The organism is Achromobacter sp. UBA2119 (genome assembly GCF_002331005.1).
In the GTDB taxonomy this organism is placed as follows: Bacteria; Pseudomonadota; Gammaproteobacteria; order Burkholderiales; family Burkholderiaceae_B; genus Achromobacter; species Achromobacter animicus.
In genome coordinates this window covers 392,827-411,004 of record NZ_DCYD01000015.1, presented here as the reverse complement: position 1 = coordinate 411,004, position 18,178 = coordinate 392,827, and the positions used below count along the sequence as shown (strand labels likewise).

General features: G+C 64.6%; 19 protein-coding genes. 13 read left to right on the top strand and 6 right to left on the bottom strand.

All coding sequences use genetic code 11. The features are described 5' to 3' along the window. The first annotated feature begins 20 nt into the window (after positions 1 to 20). Together B3098_RS16300 and B3098_RS16295 are read left to right on the top strand one after the other, a co-directional pair. Positions 21 to 1,085: a M4 family metallopeptidase gene (locus B3098_RS16300; protein ID WP_286897755.1), complete on the top strand. Its 1,065-nt coding sequence runs from the start codon at positions 21 to 23 to the stop codon at positions 1,083 to 1,085. After that, positions 1,082 to 1,414, top strand: a complete 333-nt coding sequence (locus B3098_RS16295) for a protealysin inhibitor emfourin (protein WP_286897754.1) — start codon at positions 1,082 to 1,084, stop codon at positions 1,412 to 1,414. Before B3098_RS16300 ends, B3098_RS16295 begins: the two co-directional genes overlap by 4 nt. Here B3098_RS16295 and B3098_RS16290 read toward each other — a convergent pair. Beyond that, positions 1,335 to 2,606 carry an MFS transporter gene (locus B3098_RS16290; RefSeq protein ID WP_279970839.1) on the bottom strand — a complete coding sequence of 424 codons (1,272 nt, stop codon included), beginning with the start codon at positions 2,604 to 2,606 and terminating at the stop codon, positions 1,335 to 1,337. The two genes, B3098_RS16295 and B3098_RS16290, sit on opposite strands and share 80 nt — an antisense overlap. A gap of 209 nt (positions 2,607 to 2,815) precedes the next feature. Between B3098_RS16290 and B3098_RS16285 the strand changes: the two genes are divergently transcribed. Beyond that, positions 2,816 to 3,622, top strand: coding sequence for an AraC family transcriptional regulator (locus tag B3098_RS16285; protein ID WP_286897753.1), 807 nt, complete (start codon positions 2,816 to 2,818; stop codon positions 3,620 to 3,622). Between the two features lie 91 nt (positions 3,623 to 3,713). Here the strand turns inward: B3098_RS16285 and tam are convergent, their stop codons facing one another. Both tam and B3098_RS16275 read right to left on the bottom strand, forming a co-directional pair. Beyond that, the gene (gene tam / locus B3098_RS16280) at positions 3,714 to 4,487 is read right to left on the bottom strand and encodes a trans-aconitate 2-methyltransferase (RefSeq protein ID WP_286897752.1); all 774 of its coding nucleotides are present in this window, start codon (positions 4,485 to 4,487) and stop codon (positions 3,714 to 3,716) included. 222 nt (positions 4,488 to 4,709) lie between these two features. After that, positions 4,710 to 5,696 (bottom strand): TerC family protein, encoded by a 987-nt coding sequence (locus B3098_RS16275; RefSeq protein WP_175122755.1) that lies wholly within the window; start codon positions 5,694 to 5,696, stop codon positions 4,710 to 4,712. A gap of 121 nt (positions 5,697 to 5,817) precedes the next feature. Between B3098_RS16275 and B3098_RS16270 the strand changes: the two genes are divergently transcribed. The 3 genes from B3098_RS16270 to B3098_RS16260 all read left to right on the top strand — a co-directional run bounded on the left by B3098_RS16270 (position 5,818) and on the right by B3098_RS16260 (position 7,923). Then, positions 5,818 to 6,711, top strand: a complete 894-nt coding sequence (locus B3098_RS16270) for a LysR family transcriptional regulator (protein ID WP_175184471.1) — start codon at positions 5,818 to 5,820, stop codon at positions 6,709 to 6,711. A gap of 86 nt (positions 6,712 to 6,797) precedes the next feature. After that, positions 6,798 to 7,196 carry a hypothetical protein gene (locus B3098_RS16265; RefSeq protein ID WP_175122753.1) on the top strand — a complete coding sequence of 133 codons (399 nt, stop codon included), beginning with the start codon at positions 6,798 to 6,800 and terminating at the stop codon, positions 7,194 to 7,196. A 52-nt stretch (positions 7,197 to 7,248) separates the two neighbouring features. Then, positions 7,249 to 7,923 carry a hypothetical protein gene (locus tag B3098_RS16260; RefSeq protein WP_286897748.1) on the top strand — a complete coding sequence of 225 codons (675 nt, stop codon included), beginning with the start codon at positions 7,249 to 7,251 and terminating at the stop codon, positions 7,921 to 7,923. A 73-nt stretch (positions 7,924 to 7,996) separates the two neighbouring features. Here B3098_RS16260 and B3098_RS16255 read toward each other — a convergent pair whose 3' ends face one another. Further along, positions 7,997 to 8,398, bottom strand: a complete 402-nt coding sequence (locus tag B3098_RS16255; protein WP_286897747.1) for a hypothetical protein — start codon at positions 8,396 to 8,398, stop codon at positions 7,997 to 7,999. 209 nt (positions 8,399 to 8,607) lie between these two features. Between B3098_RS16255 and B3098_RS16250 the strand changes: the two genes are divergently transcribed. Continuing rightward, positions 8,608 to 9,186 (top strand): YdcF family protein, encoded by a 579-nt coding sequence (locus B3098_RS16250; RefSeq protein WP_286897745.1) that lies wholly within the window; start codon positions 8,608 to 8,610, stop codon positions 9,184 to 9,186. 40 nt (positions 9,187 to 9,226) lie between these two features. Continuing rightward, positions 9,227 to 10,270, top strand: coding sequence for a histone deacetylase family protein (locus B3098_RS16245; protein ID WP_286897743.1), 1,044 nt, complete (start codon positions 9,227 to 9,229; stop codon positions 10,268 to 10,270). Between the two features lie 62 nt (positions 10,271 to 10,332). Here B3098_RS16245 and B3098_RS16240 read toward each other — a convergent pair whose 3' ends face one another. Together B3098_RS16240 and B3098_RS16235 are read right to left on the bottom strand one after the other, a co-directional pair. Next, positions 10,333 to 11,277 carry a glycosyltransferase family 9 protein gene (locus B3098_RS16240; RefSeq protein WP_286897741.1) on the bottom strand — a complete coding sequence of 315 codons (945 nt, stop codon included), beginning with the start codon at positions 11,275 to 11,277 and terminating at the stop codon, positions 10,333 to 10,335. Between the two features lie 338 nt (positions 11,278 to 11,615). Continuing rightward, a complete protein-coding gene (locus tag B3098_RS16235) occupies positions 11,616 to 12,950 on the bottom strand; it encodes an MFS transporter (RefSeq protein WP_175122748.1) in 1,335 nt (444 codons plus the stop codon). 221 nt (positions 12,951 to 13,171) lie between these two features. Here B3098_RS16235 and cyoA point away from each other — a divergent pair, with 221 nt between their 5' ends. The 5 genes from cyoA (at position 13,172) to B3098_RS16210 (ending at position 18,120) form a co-directional block, all read left to right on the top strand. After that, positions 13,172 to 14,215 carry a ubiquinol oxidase subunit II gene (gene cyoA / locus B3098_RS16230; protein WP_105241679.1) on the top strand — a complete coding sequence of 348 codons (1,044 nt, stop codon included), beginning with the start codon at positions 13,172 to 13,174 and terminating at the stop codon, positions 14,213 to 14,215. A gap of 63 nt (positions 14,216 to 14,278) precedes the next feature. Further along, on the top strand, positions 14,279 to 16,282 hold the full coding sequence (cyoB, locus tag B3098_RS16225) for a cytochrome o ubiquinol oxidase subunit I (protein WP_279970833.1): 2,004 nt from the start codon (positions 14,279 to 14,281) through the stop codon (positions 16,280 to 16,282). Further along, positions 16,275 to 16,919, top strand: a complete 645-nt coding sequence (gene cyoC, locus B3098_RS16220) for a cytochrome o ubiquinol oxidase subunit III (protein ID WP_279970832.1) — start codon at positions 16,275 to 16,277, stop codon at positions 16,917 to 16,919. The genes cyoB and cyoC overlap by 8 nt, the downstream gene beginning before the upstream one ends. Further along, on the top strand, positions 16,916 to 17,341 hold the full coding sequence (gene cyoD, locus B3098_RS16215; RefSeq protein WP_376784602.1) for a cytochrome o ubiquinol oxidase subunit IV: 426 nt from the start codon (positions 16,916 to 16,918) through the stop codon (positions 17,339 to 17,341). Before cyoC ends, cyoD begins: the two co-directional genes overlap by 4 nt. After that, a complete protein-coding gene (locus tag B3098_RS16210) occupies positions 17,341 to 18,120 on the top strand; it encodes an SURF1 family protein (protein ID WP_279970831.1) in 780 nt (259 codons plus the stop codon). The genes cyoD and B3098_RS16210 overlap by 1 nt, the downstream gene beginning before the upstream one ends. The last annotated feature ends 58 nt before the right edge of the window (positions 18,121 to 18,178 follow it).

Below are 18,178 nucleotides of genomic sequence, written 5' to 3'. Positions count from 1 at the left end.
GCCTTTGCCGGAGACCGACCATGCCCCGCCCTTCCGAGTCCGCTCCTCTGATCGGAGTGGTCCCGCCGTACATGCTGGACCGGCTTGCGCAGCATACCGATGCGCGCGTCAGCATGCCCGCCGTCAAAACGATGATCATCGATCAGCAGCAACGCAGCCTGCGAGAGATGGCCGAGCAGCCGCCGCGCGCAACGCTGGCGCCGGCACGCCAGGTGGCGCCGGCCGGCACGCCCGACCGCGCCGTGCATGACGCGGGCAACAGCACCACGCTGCCCGGCAAACTGGTGCGGGCCGAAGGCGCGCGGCCCAGCGGCGACGCCGCGGTCGACGAGGCTTACGCGCACCTGGGTTCGACCTACAAGCTGTTCTGGAACGTGTACAAGCGCCATTCCATCGACGCGCACGGCCTGCCGCTGATCGGCACGGTGCATTACGGCGAAGACTACGAAAACGCCTTCTGGAACGGCGCGCAGATGGTGTTCGGCGATGGCGACGGCGAAATCTTCAACCGCTTCACCATCGCCGTCGACATCATCGGCCACGAACTCACGCACGGGGTCATCGACACCGAGGCCGCCCTGCTCTATCAGGGCCAGTCGGGTGCACTGAACGAATCGCTGTGCGACGTGTTCGGCGCGCTGGTCAAACAATATTCGCTGGGGCAAACCGCCCGACAGGCGGACTGGCTGGTGGGCCAGGGCCTCTTCACGGAAAAGGTGCGGGCGCGCGCACTGCGCTCCATGTCCGAGCCGGGCACCGCGTACGACGATCCGGTGCTGGGCAAGGACCCGCAGCCCGCGCACATGCGCGACTACGTCGATACGCCGCGCGACAACGGCGGCGTGCACATCAATTCGGGCATTCCGAACCGCGCGTTCTATCTGGCCGCCACCGCGTTGAATGGCAATGCGTGGCAAGGCGCGGGCCAGGTCTGGTACGACACGCTGTGCGACAAGCGCCTGCGCCACGACGCCGGCTTCAAGGACTTTGCGGGCCTGACAATCCAGATCGCCGGCGAGAAGCGCGATGCGGCCGTGCGCCGCGCCATCGACGACGCCTGGAAGGCCGTGGGAGTGCTGCCATGATCGAACTGCCCTCGCTGGATCTCGCCCAACTGGTGCGCTTGACGCGCGAGGGCGGTCTTGCCTACCTGCCCGAACTGGCGCAGCCGCGTCACATCGACATGACCGCCTGCCCGCCCGGCGTGCGGCAGGAAGTGTGCGAGGCGCTGCTGCATGCCGCGCCCAAGGCCGTGTCCTGCGGGCCGGATGCGCGCGGCGATCAGCGCTATTTTCACGTTGAAGTCGAGTTCGAAGGCGCGGACGCGCCGCGGATCACTTTTGACGTGCCCGAGGCGGATGCGCCGCCGACGCTGGTGCAGTTGTGGAAGCGCCAGGCCGGCCAATCTGGATAGCGCGCCCGGCGTACAGCCCGGCCAGCGCCATCAGCGCGCACAACGCCGCACACACGCCCAGCGCAACGCCCCAGCCGCCCAGCGCGTCGTGCACACTGCCCACCAGGGTGGGGCCCGTCGCGGCGAACAAGTACCCCACGCATTGCGCCATGCCAGACAGGGCGGCCGCCTGTTGCGCGTGGCTGGCGCGCAGCCCGACAAACGCCAGGCCCAGGATGATGCCCGCGCCGGTGCCCAATCCCAGAAACGCGATCCACACCACGCCCCATGCGGGCGCCCCGATCAGGCCCGTGAACGCCACGAACGATGCGCCCGCCGCGCAGAACGCCGCCGCACGCTGGTCCTTCAAGCGGCGTAGCAACGGCGCCAGAAAAAGCGCGGGCGCTGCGGACGCCAGCTGCATGAAGCCGTGCAGCGAGCCTGCGCGCTCGGCCGAAAAGCCCGCGTCGTGCAGGATGGCGGGCAGCCAGCTCACCGCGACATAAAACACGAACGAATTGATGCCCAGGTACGCCGTGACCTGCCAGGCCAGCGGCGAGCGCCACAGACGCACGCCGTGCGGTGCGTGCGCGGTGGTCGCGGCGGGCGGCGTATGGTTGGCCAGCTGCGGCACCCACAGCAAGAGGCCGAGCAGCGGCAGCGCCAGCATGCACAGCGTGGAAAACCGCCAGCCGCCCAGTTGAAGGTTGGCCAACGGCAATTCGGCCAGGGGAATCGCGACGGCCGAGGCCAGCCCGGCTGCAAGGCCCATCGTCAGCACGTAGGCCGACGTCAGGCCTGCCAGGCGCTGCGGGAAATCGCGCTTGAGCAGACTGGGCAGCAGCACGTTGCCCAGCGCGATGCCCGCGCCGATGATGGCCGTGCCCGCGTAGAGTCCCACGGCATCGCCCAGCACGCGGATCCCGATTCCGCCGGCGATGAGCAGCAGCGCCGCGAACAGCGTGCGTTCCAGTCCAAAGCGGCGCGCCAGCCCCGCGGCAAACAGCGACACCACGGCGAAGGCCAGCAGCGGCAGCGTGATGAGCATCCCCGCCGCCGCCGACGACAGATTCAGCTCCGCGCGGATCAGACCGATAAGCGGCGGCACGCCGGTGAACGGCGCGCGCAGGGCCATGGCGATGAACAGGATGCCCAAAATCAGCAGCGCGGGGCGGCTGGGTATGGGGTGGCTGGATGAGGCGTGGCTGGACATAGGTTGGCCGGGCGCAGGTTGGCCGGGTGTGCGGTGGCTTGGCATCGGGTGGCGGGAGGCTTGCATGGAGTCAGCTTGGAAATTCTTCAGGCATGGAGGCCCTATTCGATCCCGCCAGCTTACGCATCGTCCGCTTTACCGAATTTCGAGATAATGACAAACTCTCTCGCAATCCGGCCAAAACGCGCCCTTCTGCCCGGCCGACGCCCATGCGCACGCCCGATACGCCCACCGCTCCGTTCGATCCCGACAGCCCCACGCAATGGGCCTTCGCCATGCCCGTGCATGCGGCCGAGCGGGACAACGAATCGCCCACGCATCAGCATCACATGGGCCAGCTTGTTCTGGCGCTGCGCGGCGGGGTCACGTGCTCGGTGGCGCAGGGCCTGTGGATGGTGCCGCCGCAGTGCGCGGTCTGGATTCCCGGCGGCCAACCCCACAGCAATCGTGTCACCGCCAATGGGCGCATGTGCTTCCTGTTCGTGCCGGCCGACACGCCGCGTTTGCCCACGGCCTGCTGCACCCTGTCGATCACCCCGCTGGTGCGCGAGCTGGTCGTGCACCTGGCCAACCTGACGCCCGCCGAGGCCGCGGCCGACGCCAACCGCAAGCTGGCCGACGTGCTGCTGGACCAGCTGTCGCACATGCCCACCGAGCAGCTGCACCTTCCCATCTCCGACCACCCGCGTCTGCGCGAAATCGCCGGCGCGCTGAACGCGGACCCCGCCGACCGCAGCACCGTCGCGCAGTGGGGCAAGCGCGTCGCCATGAGCGAACGCACGCTGGCGCGGCTGGTGCAGCAGGAGGTCGGCATGAGTTTCGGCCGCTGGCGCCAGCAACTGCACATCATCCTGGCCTTGCAGCGGCTGTCGGCGGGCGTGTCGGTGCAACGCACGGCGGACGACCTGGGGTACGAATCGGTCAGCGCCTTCATCACGATGTTCAAGAAGACGCTGGGCAAGACGCCCGCGCGTTATTTCGCGGACAAGGCCGACGGCCAGGCTGCGGTGCAATAGGGATTGCCGCGGAATTCGACGTGAGGGTCGGCCACGGCGTTCGGCCGCGAGGATCGGCCTGGGGATCGTCCGATCGGAAGATCGTCCGCCACTACGCCTGCTTTGCGCTCGCCACGATGAACAGCCGTGGAAATGGCAGCAGCACCGTACCGTCCGCCAGCGCCGGGTACGCCGCTTCGATCAGCCACTGATAGCGCGCCAGAAAACCCGCCTGCTCATCGGCGTCCAGCTTGTCCAGATACGGCCGCAGCGCCGTGCCCTTGAACCATTCCACCACCGCCGCGGCGCCCGCCAGCGGATGGTGATACGTCGTGCGCCACACATCCAGCGTGCCGCAATGCGGCTTGAGCAATTCGTAGTACCAGGCCGCGCTGTGCCGCGGCGGATGCTGCACGCCGCCCGTCTTGGCGGCCCAGGGGGCTTCGCCGGCCACCTGCCGGGCAAGACGGTGCGCGGGCTCTTCCAGGTTGTCCGGCGTCTGCACCGCCAGGCTGCCGCCGGGCGCCAGCTTGGCCACCAGCGCCGGATACAGCGTGGCGTGGTCGGGCACCCACTGCAGCGCGGCATTGGCCAGGATCACGTCGTACGCCTGCGGCGGATTCCAGCTGGCGATGTCGGCCAGTTCGAACGACAGTGCAGGCATGCGCTTGCGCGCGGCGTCAATCATGTCCTGCGAACTGTCCATGCCTGAAATCTCCGCGTCCGGATAGCGGCTGGCCAGCACCTCGGTGGAATTGCCCGGCCCGCAGCCCAGGTCCACGGCGCGCTTGACGACCAGATTGGGCAGCGCCGCCACCAGATCCCGCACCGGACGCGTGCGTTCGTTTTCAAAAGCGGAATACTGCTTGGCGGACCAGGTGTTCATGATCGTTCCTTGTTTGGCGGCCGGATGGTGAGACCCGGTGGTGCGACTCGGTAGCGCGTGTCGGAAATAGCGGTTTGTCAGCCGCCGACTCTACGCCTGGCCCCTTCCAATGACAAATCCACAAAACACCCGCCTGCCATATCCCCCGCATATGGCTCGCCACAAAGAAAAACCCGCCCGCCGGGTTTGCCGGCGGACGGGTTCGTGGGGCGGTAAGCCGGATTACTGAGGCTTCAGCTCATCCGTGCGGGTTTTCCACAGCGAGAACAGCACGCCGCCAAGGATCAGGCTGAAGGTCACGCCCAGCGAAATCGCGGGAGGCACCTTGCCGATGAAGCCGACCAGGAAGATCTTCGTGCCAATGAACACCAGGACCAGCGCCAACGCGTACTTCAGGTAATGGAAGCGGTGGATCATCGCCGCCAGGGCAAAATACAACGCACGCAGGCCCAGGATCGCGAAGATGTTGCTGGTGTACACGATGAACGGGTCGGTCGTGATGGCGAAGATTGCGGGCACCGAGTCCACGGCAAACACCAGGTCGACGAACTCGATCAGCACCAGGGCCAGCAGCAGCGGCGTCGCATAACGCACCTTCTTGGACGTCGCCGGATCGGTTTCGGTCACCATGAACGCGTTGCCGCGCAGGCCGTCCGTGACACGCATGTGACGCTTCAGGAACTTTAGGATCGGGTTGGTCGCGATGTCAGGCGTCTGGTCCGCGATCATCCACATCTTGATGCCCGTGAACACCAGGAACGCGCCGAACAGATACAGCAGCCAGCCGAAGTTGCTGACCAGCGCGGCGCCCAGGCCGATCATCGTGGCGCGCAGCACGATCACGCCCAGGATGCCCCAGAACAGCACACGGTGCTGGTACTGGCGCGGGATCGCAAAGAAGCTGAAGATCAGCGCGATCACGAACACGTTGTCCATGGACAGCGATTTCTCGATCATGAAGCCCGTGTAATAGGCCATGCCGCTTTCGGCGCCCATGTTCCACCAGACCCAGCCACCGAACAGCACGGCAGCGGTGATGTAGCCGGCGGAAAGCAGCAGGCTTTCACGCACGCCGATCTCGCGGTCTTCCTTGTGCAGCACGCCCAGGTCAAAGGCCAGCAGGCTGACGACGATGCTGATGAAGAGCAGCCAGCTCCAGGTTGGCGTGCCGAGAAAATCGGCATTGAAGAAGGTTATCAAAGTGTCCATGATTGCCCCGCTAGATTCGAAGGTGCCCATGATCCGGATCCGCCGGGGATGGAGAAATCAGCCTGAAAGTGAGTTAAGGTTCGAAAAAACCGAAGTTATCCGACTGACTGAGCCAACACCCATGCTGAACTACCGCCACCTTTACTACTTCTGGATGGTCGCCAAGGAGGGCGGGTTTTCCCGCGCCGCCGAGCGCCTGGACATGGCCATCCAGACCATCAGCGCGCAGGTCCGCGAACTGGAAAAGAACCTGGGCCATCAGCTGCTCAAGCCGGCCGGCCGCGGCGTGACGCTGACCGACGCCGGCGAAGCCGCCTTCGCCCGCGCCGAAGAAATCTTCCAGATCGGGCAGGTGTTGCCGCAGGAAGTGCGTGCCGCCGCCACCAAGCCCGTCGTGCGCCTGTCCGTGGGCCTGTCGGATGGCATTTCCAAGCTGGCGGCACACGCCTTGCTGGGGCCCGTGCTGCACACGCCCGATCTGCATCTGACCTGTCATGAAGGTGAAGTCGAGGAACTGTTGGGCGAGCTGGCGCGGCATCACCTGGACCTCGTGCTGGCCGGCCAGGGCGCGCCCGCCAATCCCAACCTGCGGCTGACCAGCGACCGCCTGGTGTCGTCGCCGGTGGACTGGTACGGCCCGGCCAAGCTGGTGCGCAAGCCGGACACGCTGGATTTTCCGGGCTGTCTGGAGCGCCTGCCCGTGCTGCTGCCCACCGGCCACTCGGTGCTGCGCCAGACGCTGGATCGCTGGTTTGCCGAACAGGGCGTCTACCCGAACGTCGTGGGCGAGTTCGAGGACAGCGCCCTCATGTCGGTGTTCGCGGCGCGGGGCCTGGGCGTCTTTCCGCTCAGCCGGCTGGGCGGGGACGACGTTGCGCTGCTGCGCGGCCTGCGGCCACTGGCGCGCTGCGACGACGTGCACGAGGAAATCCACGCCATCCGCAACCGCCGCGGCCAGCATCATCCGCTCGTCCGGCAGATTCTCGAACAGGCTAAAACTTCGGTTTTATCTTAATGTTTGTCACATCCACTCTGGTTTTTCAGAAATAGAATCCCCGGTATCGTGGCCGTTCTTTTTGAGTCATCGGAGTACCTGAACAAATGAAGAAAATCATCTGGCTCGTTTTTGCCGTCCTGGCGGCGCTCTGGACCGGGCTGGTGGCGCTGACCCTGCAACTGACCGACTGGGTGCTGGCCACCATTGCCACGGCGCAGGTGCCCGGCACGGCCATCGACACCTCGCAGTGGGTGGCGCCGGCCTGGGCGGCGCCGTGGGTCGACCCGGCATGGCTGGCATCGCTGCAAGGGGGCCTGGTCTGGGCCGCGCAAGGCCTGAACCAGGTCCTGCCTTTTGCCGGCAGCCTCGGTACGCTGATCACCGTGCTGGGCTGGATCTGCTGGGGCTTCATCATGGCGGGACTGCTGGTACTTGCGCTGATCCTGCACTGGCTGGCCGGCAAGCGCGAGCAGCAGACGGCCCCGGGCCGTCAAGTGGTGTAAAAAGGGGCAGGCAACGCGCCGCCCGGCACGCTGCCCTCAACCGGAGCGTGCCGTGCCCTCTCGATCTACCCGCCGTCTGATCCTGCCGTTTGCGGCGCTGCTGGCCAGCGCCGCCGCGACGTCCGGGCAGGCGGCGCCTTCGCAAACCGCACCAACGCAGGCCGCACCACCGCAGGCCGCAACAACGCAGGCCGCCTCCCCCCACGGCATCGACGTGTGCACGGTGACGGGGACGTCGGGGCAATACAGCGTGCGGGTGCGCAACACCAGCGACAAGGCGCTTTCGCACGCGGACGTCTTGGGCGTGCATCTGAACGCCGCCGGCCAGGGCGGCAACACCGTCACCGTCAACCTGCAGGACGTACCGCCCGGCAAGTACAAGACCGCCGTCCTGGCGCGTCACGGCGAATCGGCGGCGCTGGTCAGCATCGCCACCTACCAGACCGTCAACGGCGTCGACACGCCGCAGCAGGAACTCTACGCGGGCAAAGTCGCGCACGTGGCGCCCGGCTCGGCATTGCAGTACACGCTGGCGCCGTTGGCCCTGCGCGGCTGGACCGTCGCCTACGGCACGGCGCAGAGTCCCAAGCTGGAACCCGGCAGCGCCGTGCTCCTTATCTATCCCGCCCGCACCGGAAAGAAGCGTGACGTCACGCGGCCCGATGCCGGGCGCGCGCCGGCGGACGTGGTGCCGCTGCTTTCGTGCGCCACGCCTCGCAAACATTGATCGCGTTCATTTGCTGACGCCGGACCGCGTTGCTACGGCGAGATTGCCGTCCCACGACCCCTACGCTTTCCTATCACGTGCCGCTCAGCAGATCCCGCTCGTTCAGCAGCGCATAGACGATCTCGGGCCGGCTGTCGAAACCGCGACGGATCGCGGCTGGCAGCGACGCCCGCGTCTTGCGGCACAGACCCGGCAGTTCTTCAAGCTGGATCGAAATGCCGCGCGACGTCCGCACCTCGTTTTCGCTGGGCGTGATGTGGATGACGATGCCTAGCTGCGCGTGAATGCGCCCTTGCATCGCGCGCAGGTCGTCCAGGCTGGTGATGTTTTCCAGCCGCGCCACCAGGCGCTTTTCTTCCTCGCGCGTCAGCCGCAGGACCCGCATGTCCGTCGTTGGATTGGCCAGCAACTGCTCCCGGTCGCACACACAGGCGCCGGGAGGACATTCTTGGCGGATGGGAAACGGCAGGTTCATGGGGACGGTGCACCAGCCACAACGGCGCGGGACAATATGTTCCCGATTCTAACCAGGATGACCACCCGCGCACGCGCACTGCGCGTTTACCCGCAAGCGCGAGGCGGTCCGCCCCCCCTGCCCGCTACCAGTAATCCTTCGGGCGTGAGACTGCCCCAAACGCCTTTTGCCGTAAGCTCCTGCCCTTGCCCTGCAACCTGGCTCACCCCATGACAGTTTCGACCTACCGATTTGCGACCCGCGCCGTGATGGTTCTGGCGGCGATCGTGCTGCTGGCCGCAGCGGCGCTGGCCGCGACCGGCTTGCTGACCAGCGCGCGCCACGCCGACGTGGCCGTCGTGCTGGGCAACAAAGTTGAACCCGGCGGCAAGCCTTCGCCGCGCCTGGCCGCGCGGCTGGACCGTGCGTTCGACTGCTACGCCGCATCAACCTGCCGCATCCTGTTCGTCAGCGGTGGCGTGGATCCGGCGGGCACGGACGAGGCTGCCGCCATGCGCGACTACCTGCTGGCGCGCGGCGTGCCCGCCGACCGCATCGTCGTGGACAGCGCCGGCGTCGACACCTGGGCCACGGCCCGTCACGCCAGCGCCTACATGCGCCAGCACGGCTACACAAGCGCGATGGCCGTGACGCAATACTTCCATGTGCCGCGCACGATGCTCGCGCTCAAGCGCCAGGGCGTCGCGGACGTAAGCGGCGCGTACCCTGCATTTTTCGAATTACGCGACGTCTATTCCGTTTTGCGCGAGCTGCCCGCCGTGGCGCTGTATATTTTCCGGCCCCTGTAGCGGCGCATCCGCCTGCCCTACCCTTCCAGGACTTTCCATCGTGCTGATCTTCCACAATCCCGTTCACGACAAACACAGCGGCCGCCAGGAGATGTTCCGCGGCAAGTTGGTTCCCTGCCACGAAACGCCGGCCAGGCTGGAATACGTGCTGGACGCGCTGCGTCAGCGCGGCATCGGTGAATTGAGCGTGCCGTCCGCGCCCGACATGGATCTGATCAAGCGCGTGCACACGCCGCGCTACGTGGACTTTCTGTCAACCGCCTGGAACGAATGGGTTGCGCTGGATCCGGCCAACGCGGATCTGGACGTGCTGCCGTCGATCTGGCCCGTGCGCGGATTTCGGCACGACATCGAACCCACGAACTTCGCGGCGCGCGTCGGGCTGTTCTCGTTCGATAGCGGCTGTCCGCTGACGGCCGGCACGTGGGAAGCGGCCACCGCAGGCGCCGCCTGCGCGATCGACGCCGCACGCGCCGTATCCCAAGGCCAGGGCCTGCGCGCGGCGATGGCGCTGACCCGCCCGCCTGGCCATCACGCCGGCGCGGACTTCTTTGGCGGTTACTGCTTTTTGAATAATGCGGCGCTGGCGGCCCAGGCGCTGCGCGATGCCGGCGCGCAGCGCGTCGCCGTGCTGGACGTGGACTATCACCACGGCAACGGCACGCAAAGCATCTTCTACGACCGCGGCGACGTGCTGACCGTGTCGGTTCATGGCGATCCGACCACCGAGTATCCGTTCTATCTGGGCTATGCGGACGAACGCGGCGAAGGCGACGGCCAGGGCTGCAACCTGAACCTGCCGTTGCCCGCCGGCAGCGACTTCGCCGCATGGACGGCCGCCTTGCAGCAGGGCCTGCACACGGTGTGCGCGTTCAAGGCCGACGCATTGGTCATTGCGCTGGGCGTGGATACCTATGAAGGCGATCCGATATCCAAGTTCAAGTTGAAGAGCGCCGACTACCTGCAAGTCGGGCGCATGCTGGCCGGGCTTGGGCTGCCCGCAGTGTTCACGATGGAAGGCGGCTATGCGGTGGCTGACGTCGGCATCAACGTCGCCAATGTGCTGGAAGGATACCTGGGCTGAACGTCGCCGCCGCTGCGTTTGCTTGGATGCCGAGGTCCATCTCGATATGAGGCGGCTGACACCTAGGCGGTCGGGCGCTTGTCGAGCACCTCCAAACAGGCCCGGAACACGCGCGCCGGCTCAATGGAATTGATTTCATCCGTTCCATTGTCCGGTACAACGTCTCGCGTGTATTTGCGCGCCCAAAACCACTCTGGATTGGGTTCATTGAAGACACCGACATATGGAACGCATAGGCCTTGCGCTATATGCGATGGACCGCAATCGTTTGCTACGACCAGGCGCGCCTCGCGCATCAACGCAGCGAGTTGGGCCGCTGGCCGGCAAAACTCGACCTTGAAGTCGGCACGACCCAGGCTATCGATGCGATCCTGCATGTAGGCCTCGTCGGGTCCAAGGACAAAGGTGAATTCGCCTGCGCCGCCGAGGTGCTTCTGAAGCAGATCCGCAAGCGCCAGATAATGATCCAGGTGCCACCGCTTGAATTCCCCTGAGCCCCCTCCAGGTATCAGGACAATATCTGCCGGCCGAACGGTCTCGGTGTGCGGCTGTGCGAGCTCCATGAAGGCGGACCGGGCCGTTTGTTCAGGGTCATGATTCTGATGCGTTGCGAGTAAACGCATGTTGGCGAGGCCGATGTACTCGTTAATGTCTTTGCGATGCGAATGGGTCCAAAAACGATCGCACAGTCGATCATTGTTGAACCCCATTCGTACAGCGGGCCTGCGCAGCAAACTGATCAGCGGATAGCGCTCGCTTGAATGGTGCAGGTTCAATGCCGCATGTGCGCGGCGAGGTAGTGCACGCATTTGAGCGGTAAACGCGTCGGCCTGGACGAACTCGTCGACCCACGGAAGGTCTTTGTAAAACTGCCCTACCGGATAGCGAGAAACCACGCGGACTCGCTTGTCACTCCAAAACTTCTTCAGGATGCTGAGGGCGGGATAAGCGACAACTTGGTCACCGAACTTCGGTTGGCTCCTGAGAAAGACGACAACATCAGACATAGACCACCTAAAAAAGAATGCGGGACTTTATGATCGCTTTTGGCACACCGCCGGCCATTAATCATGAGGCCTGATTGGGCGAGGTTCGCAGTATGAGCGGCCAGCAATTCAGGACGCGGCCGCAGTTTATCGCGAAACTAATTGGGGCCGCTTTGCGCAATCGCATCGGTTCAGCCTCGGACGGCGGCGCCTCGGAGATTCCGAGCGTCACTAAATGAAATAACGGCTGAATTTGGCGGAAATTAATCCGGGCTTTGGTCCGCCAGAAATGGCAGAGCTACGAGCTTCGGGCTCGGCGATGAGTTTCACCAGGAAGGCAAGGTTTCAGCGCCGCACGTTCAATCGCGCGTTTCAAGCACCTTGTTGATGCGCAGCGCAATCAACGTGCACGCCACGCCGGACAGCAGGTACACGCTGACCGCCACCAGCCCGAATCGCGCCGAAAGCCCCAGCGCCACCACCGGCGCGAACGCCGCGCCGACCAGCCACGCCATATCGGACGTCAAGGCCGCACCGGTATAACGGAACCGCCGCGTGAAGTTGGCAGTGACCGTGCCGGATGCCTGCCCGTAAGACAGACCCAGCAGCGCAAACCCAATCAGGATGAACGCATCCTGCGCCTTCGGCCCGCCGCCCAGCAACCAGGGCGACACCACCGCAAACACGCCGATCAGCATGGCGAGCAAACCCAGCGTGGTGCGCCGCCCGATGCGATCAGCCAGCCACCCGGACGCGATCGTGCCCAGGATGCCGATCACCGCGCCGATGATCTGAACGATCAGCACATCCGAAATCTGTTGCGTGCCGCTGACAGCGATCCACGACAGCGGAAAAACCGTGACGAGGTGAAACAGCGCATAGCTGGCCAGCGCGGCGAAGGCGCCGATGAAGAGGTTGTAGCCTTGCTGGCTGATGATCTCGCGGATGCCGATGGGCTCGAGTTCACCCTCTTCAAGCAGCTGCGTGTATTCCTCGGTCACCACCAGCCGCAGCCGTGCAAACAGCGCCACCACGTTGATGGCGAAAGCCACGAAGAACGGATAGCGCCAGCCCCATTCAATGAAGTCCGCCTCCGTCAGCGTGATGTGCAGATAGAGAAACAACGCACTGGCCACCAGAAATCCCACAGGCGCGCCCAGCTGACCCATCATCGAATACCAGCCGCGCCGGTTGGGCGGCGCGTTCAGCGCCAGCAGCGACGGCAGGCCGTCCCACGAGCCGCCAAACGCCAGGCCCTGGAGACAGCGGAAGACCGCGAGCAAGGTGATGGCATGCACGCCGATCGATTCATAGCTGGGCAAAAACGCCATGCCGACGGTCGCGGTGCCCAGCACGAACAAGGCGACGGTCAGCTTGGTTGCGCGGCCCCATCGGCGCTGAATCGCCATCGACAGCGCGGTGCCGATGGGACGCATGATGAAGGCGAAGGAGAAGATGATGAAGGCTGACAGCGTGCCTTCCAGCTGGCCTTCGAAGGGAAAGAACACCTTCGGAAAAACCAGCACGCACGCGATGCCGAAGACGAAGAAATCGAAGTATTCGGAGGCGCGTCCGACGACCACCCCCACCGCGATTTCACCGGGCGCCACCTTGGCGTGGCTGGTGCCGCCGCTGATCGCCCCGGGTCCGGAACCGGGAGAGGGATGACCAGGATACTGCGTGGTGGTCGACATGGGTTCGCTCGCAAAAGAAGGTTCTGAATACGCCTTGTCTACGATCTTGCAACACACCAGCACCACGGTACGCGCATCATGCAGGAAGCCGCAAGCGTTTTGGCCCATGACTGCCCCGCACGCGTTCCCGTGCATACTTTTGCTCTTTTTACCCTAGATTTTTCGCGGCTTCCAGCGTAGTGTTTCGTTTACTTCGCACGGTTACGTTTCGGGGTATGACCATGTCGTCCTTCGCAAGGCTCCGCGGATTGATCCTGTTTGCCGCCCTGCCGCTGCTCGCCGGGTGCAATGCGGTCCTGCTGTCGCCATCGGGCGACGTGGCCGTGCAACAACGCAACTTGATCATCATCTCCACCGGCTTGATGCTCATCATCATCGTGCCGGTCATCATCCTCACGCTGCTGTTCGCATGGCGCTATCGCGCCAGCAACAAGGAAGCCGCCTACGACCCCGACTGGAACCACTCCACGATGCTGGAGCTTTTGATCTGGGCGGCGCCGCTGCTCATCATCATCGCGCTTGGCGCTCTCACGTGGGTCAGTACGCACCAGCTTGATCCCTACCGGCCGCTGGCGCGCCTGTCCGAAGGCCGCGAAGTGCCGCCCAACACCAAGCCGCTGGTCGTCGAAGTGGTCGCGCTGGACTGGAAGTGGCTGTTCCTCTATCCCGAGCAAGGCGTGGCCGCGGTCAACGAAATGGCCGCGCCGGTGGACCGCCCCATCCAGTTCAAGATCACGTCGTCGTCGGTCATGAACTCGTTCTTCGTGCCCGCGCTGGCCGGTCAAATCTACGCCATGCCCGGCATGCAGACCACGCTGCACGCCGTCATCAACCATCCCGGTGAATACGAAGGCCTGTCCGCCAACTACAGCGGCTCGGGCTTTTCGGGCATGCGCTTCCGCTTCCATGGCCTGGACCAGAAGGGCTTTGACGACTGGGTCGCGCAGGCCCAGAAATCGCAGGCCACGCTGGACCGCGCTGCTTACCTGAAGCTTGAACAACCCAGCGAGCGCAACCCGGTGCAGCTTTACGCCACCGTTGCGCCCGGCCTTTTCGACGCCATCGTGAACCGCTGCGTCGAACCCAACCGCATGTGCATGCGTGATGCGATGGCCATCGACGCGCAAGGCGGCGCCGGCATACCGGGCGCGCACAACCTCACCACCCTGGACCCGCAAGTGCGCGAGAAGCTGGGCCTTACGGAAACGCCGCCGCGCAAGTATGTCGGCGCCATGTGCACGGCCTCTGAAGGACTGGTGCTCTAGCGCGGCAGGTTTTTCGGCACGCGACGTGCTCCATGTAAACGCGGTTTTTTTGCTGGAATCGAGATGCCTGATCAACCTGACCTCACCAAGCTGATCTTTGGCCGGCTTACCTGGGACGCCATTCCTTTTCACGACCCCATCCTGCTGGGCACCTTCTTCGTGGTGGCGGCTGGCGGCATCGTGCTGCTGGGTTCCGTCACTTACTACAAGAAGTGGGGCTACCTGTGGCGCGAATGGTTCACCAGCATCGACCACAAGAAGATCGGGATCATGTACGTGATCCTGGGTATCGTCATGCTGCTGCGCGGCTTTGCCGACGCCATCATGATGCGCGCCCAGCAGGCCGTGGCCTTCGGCGACTCCACCGGCTTTCTGCCGCCGCACCACTACGACCAGATCTTCACGGCGCACGGCGTCATCATGATCTTCTTCGTGGCTATGCCGCTGGTCACGGGGCTGATGAATTTCATCGTGCCGCTGCAGATCGGCGCGCGCGACGTCGCATTTCCGTTCCTGAACAACTTCAGCTTCTGGATGACCGCAGGCGGCGTGATCCTGGTGATGATGTCGCTGTTCGTGGGGGAATTCGCCCGCACCGGCTGGCTGGCGTATCCACCCTTATCGGGCATCCTGCACAGTCCGGACGTCGGGGTCGATTACTACATATGGGCCTTGCAGATAGCGGGCGTGGGAACACTGCTATCGGGGGTGAACCTGCTGGTCACCATCGTGAAGATGCGCGCGCCCGGCATGAAGATGATGCGCATGCCCATCTTCACGTGGACCGCGCTGTGCACTAACGTCCTGATCGTGGCGGCCTTCCCGGTGCTGACGGCGGTGCTGGCGCTGCTGTCGATGGACCGCTACGTGGGCACCAACTTCTTCACGGCGGACTTCGGCGGCAACGCCATGATGTACGTGAACCTGATCTGGATCTGGGGCCACCCCGAGGTCTACATCCTGATCCTGCCGGCCTTCGGCATCTTTTCCGAAGTGGTGTCCACCTACTGCCGCAAGCGCCTGTTCGGTTATGCGTCCATGGTGTACGCCACGGTCGTGATCACCGTGCTGTCGTACCTGGTGTGGCTGCACCACTTCTTCACCATGGGGTCCGGGGCCAGCGTGAACTCGTTCTTCGGGATCACGACAATGATCATCTCGATCCCGACAGGCGCCAAGATCTTCAACTGGTTGTTCACCATGTACCGCGGGCGCATCCGCTTTGAAGTCCCGATGCTGTGGACCCTGGGCTTCATGGTCACGTTCGTGATCGGCGGCATGACGGGCGTGTTGCTGGCCGTGCCGCCCGCCGACTTCGCGCTGCACAACAGCCTGTTCCTGATCGCGCACTTTCACAACGTGATCATCGGCGGCGTGCTGTTCGGGCTGATGGCCGGCATCACGTACTGGTTCCCCAAGGCATTCGGCTACAAGCTGGATCCGTTCTGGGGCAAGTGCTCGTTCTGGTTCTGGCTGGTGGGCTTCTACGTGGCCTTCATGCCGCTGTACGTGCTGGGCCTGATGGGCGTGACGCGCCGCGTGAACCACTTTGAAGACATGTCGCTGCAGATCTGGTTCCAGATCGCGGCCTTCGGCGCGCTGCTGATCGCGTGCGGCATCGCCAGCTTCATCATCCAGCTCGTGGTCAGCTACCGCCGCCGCGATCAGTTGCGCGACACCACGGGCGATCCGTGGGATGGCCGCACGCTCGAATGGTCCACCTCGTCGCCGCCGCCCGTCTACAACTTTGCGTTCACGCCGCGGGTGCATGACCTGGACGCCTGGTGGCAGATGAAGCAGCACGGCTACCAGCGTCCGCAACAGGGCTTCATTCCGATCCACATGCCGAAGAACACCTGGGCGGGTATCGTCCTGGCGGGGATCAGCGTGGTGCTGGGCTTTGCGCTGATCTGGCACATGTGGCCGCTGGTGGTGCTGTCGTTCGCAGCGCTGATCCTCGTGTCGATCATCCATACCTTCAACTACAAGCGCGACTACTACGTGCCGGCCGCTGAGGTCGTCGCCACGGAAGACGCCCGCACAAGGCTGCTAGCGCAACATGTCTGATACCCTCGCCCACCCCATGCCCGGCGGCACCGCGCCGTCGTCCCAGGAACCCGTCTTTTACGTTCCTGGCGAACACCACCCCAAGAACGGCACGCTGCTTGGGTTCTGGGTCTACCTGATGAGCGACTGCCTCATCTTTGCGTGCCTGTTCGCGGTCTACGGCGTGCTGGGCCGAAGCTTCGCGGCCGGCCCATCCGGCGCGGACCTGTTCGACCTGCCGCTCGTGGCGGTGAACACGTCGCTGCTGCTCCTGTCATCCATCACCTACGGGTTCGCGATGCTGGAGATGCGGCGCAACCGCATCGGCGCCACGCAGTTGTGGCTTGCCGTCACCGGCATCCTGGGCCTGGGCTTTCTGTCGCTGGAAATCTACGAGTTCTGGCACCTGATCCACCAGGGCGCGGGTCCCCAGCGCAGCGCCTTCCTGTCGGCGTTCTTCACGCTGGTCGGCACGCACGGGCTGCACGTCACGTTCGGCATCGTGTGGCTGGTGACGTTGATGCTGCAGGTGCGTCTGCATGGGCTGATCCCCGAAAACCGCCGCCGCCTGATGTGCCTGTCGATGTTCTGGCACTTCCTGGACCTGATCTGGGTGGGCGTGTTCACGTTCGTGTATCTGATGGGAGTGCTGCCATGACGTCGCACATGGATAACCTGGCCGACACCGGCCACGGCGGCCATAGCGGCCACGATCATCACGATGGCCACCATGACGATGACGACGGCGCCGGCCACGGCACCTTCAAGAGCTACATGACCGGCTTCGTGCTGGCCGCCATCCTCACCGCGATTCCGTTCTGGCTGGTCATGGACCGCGTCATCGACAGCTCGCGGGTCACCGGCCTGGTGATCCTGGCCTTTGCCGTCGTGCAGATCGTGGTCCACATCATCTATTTCCTGCACCTGGACACCAAGTCCGAAAGCGGGTGGAACATGTTGGCGTTAATATTCACGCTCGTGCTGGTCGTCATCACGCTCAGCGGATCCATCTGGATCATGTACCACTTGAACTCCAACATGATGCCCATGTCACCGCATGACATGCGCAAGATGCCCTGATGGCAGCAGTCAAAGACATTTCTTCACGCGACACCTCCCGTTCTCCGCGCAGCAAGGCAACCCTGGTCATCCTGGGGTTGCTGGCTGTCGCCATCTTCGCCGGGCTTTGCGCCCTGGGCACCTGGCAGGTTCACCGGCTGGCCTGGAAACGCGCGCTGATCGCGCAGGTGGATCAGCGCGCCCATGCGCCCGCCACGCCCGCCCCCGGCAAGAACGAATGGGCGCAACTGACGCAGGACAACGCCGAATACCGCCACGTCACCGCGTCCGGCACCTACCACTTCGACAAGCAGACGCTGGTGCAGGCCGCCACGGAACTGGGCAGCGGCTATTGGGTCATGACGCCGTTGCAGCTGGCGGACGGCGGCACCGTGCTGGTGAACCGGGGCTTCGTGCTGCCGGCATGGCGCAAGGACGCGGCCAATAGCGCCCAGCCGCCCGCGTCGGGTCAGGTCACGGGCCTGCTGCGCATGGGCGAACCGGCCAGCGGCTTTCTGCGCAACAACGATCCGGCCGCCAACCTCTGGTATTCACGCGATCTGCCCGGCATCGCGGCGGCGCGCGGGCTTGCCGACGTGGCGCCCTACTTCATCGACGCCGACGCCGCGTCCAGCCCCGGCAAGGATCCCGCCCGGGAACCGGTTGGCGGACTTACGATGATCAACTTCCCGAACAACCATCTGACGTATGCCATCACCTGGTATGCGCTGGCGCTGATGGTGATCGTGGGCGTGGTGATCTTCGTGCGCGAGGAAAAGCGCGCGCGCCGGCCAGACTGATTCGCCGCCACGATTAAAAACGGCGCCCGCAAGGGCGCCGTTGTCGTTTGATCGGCCG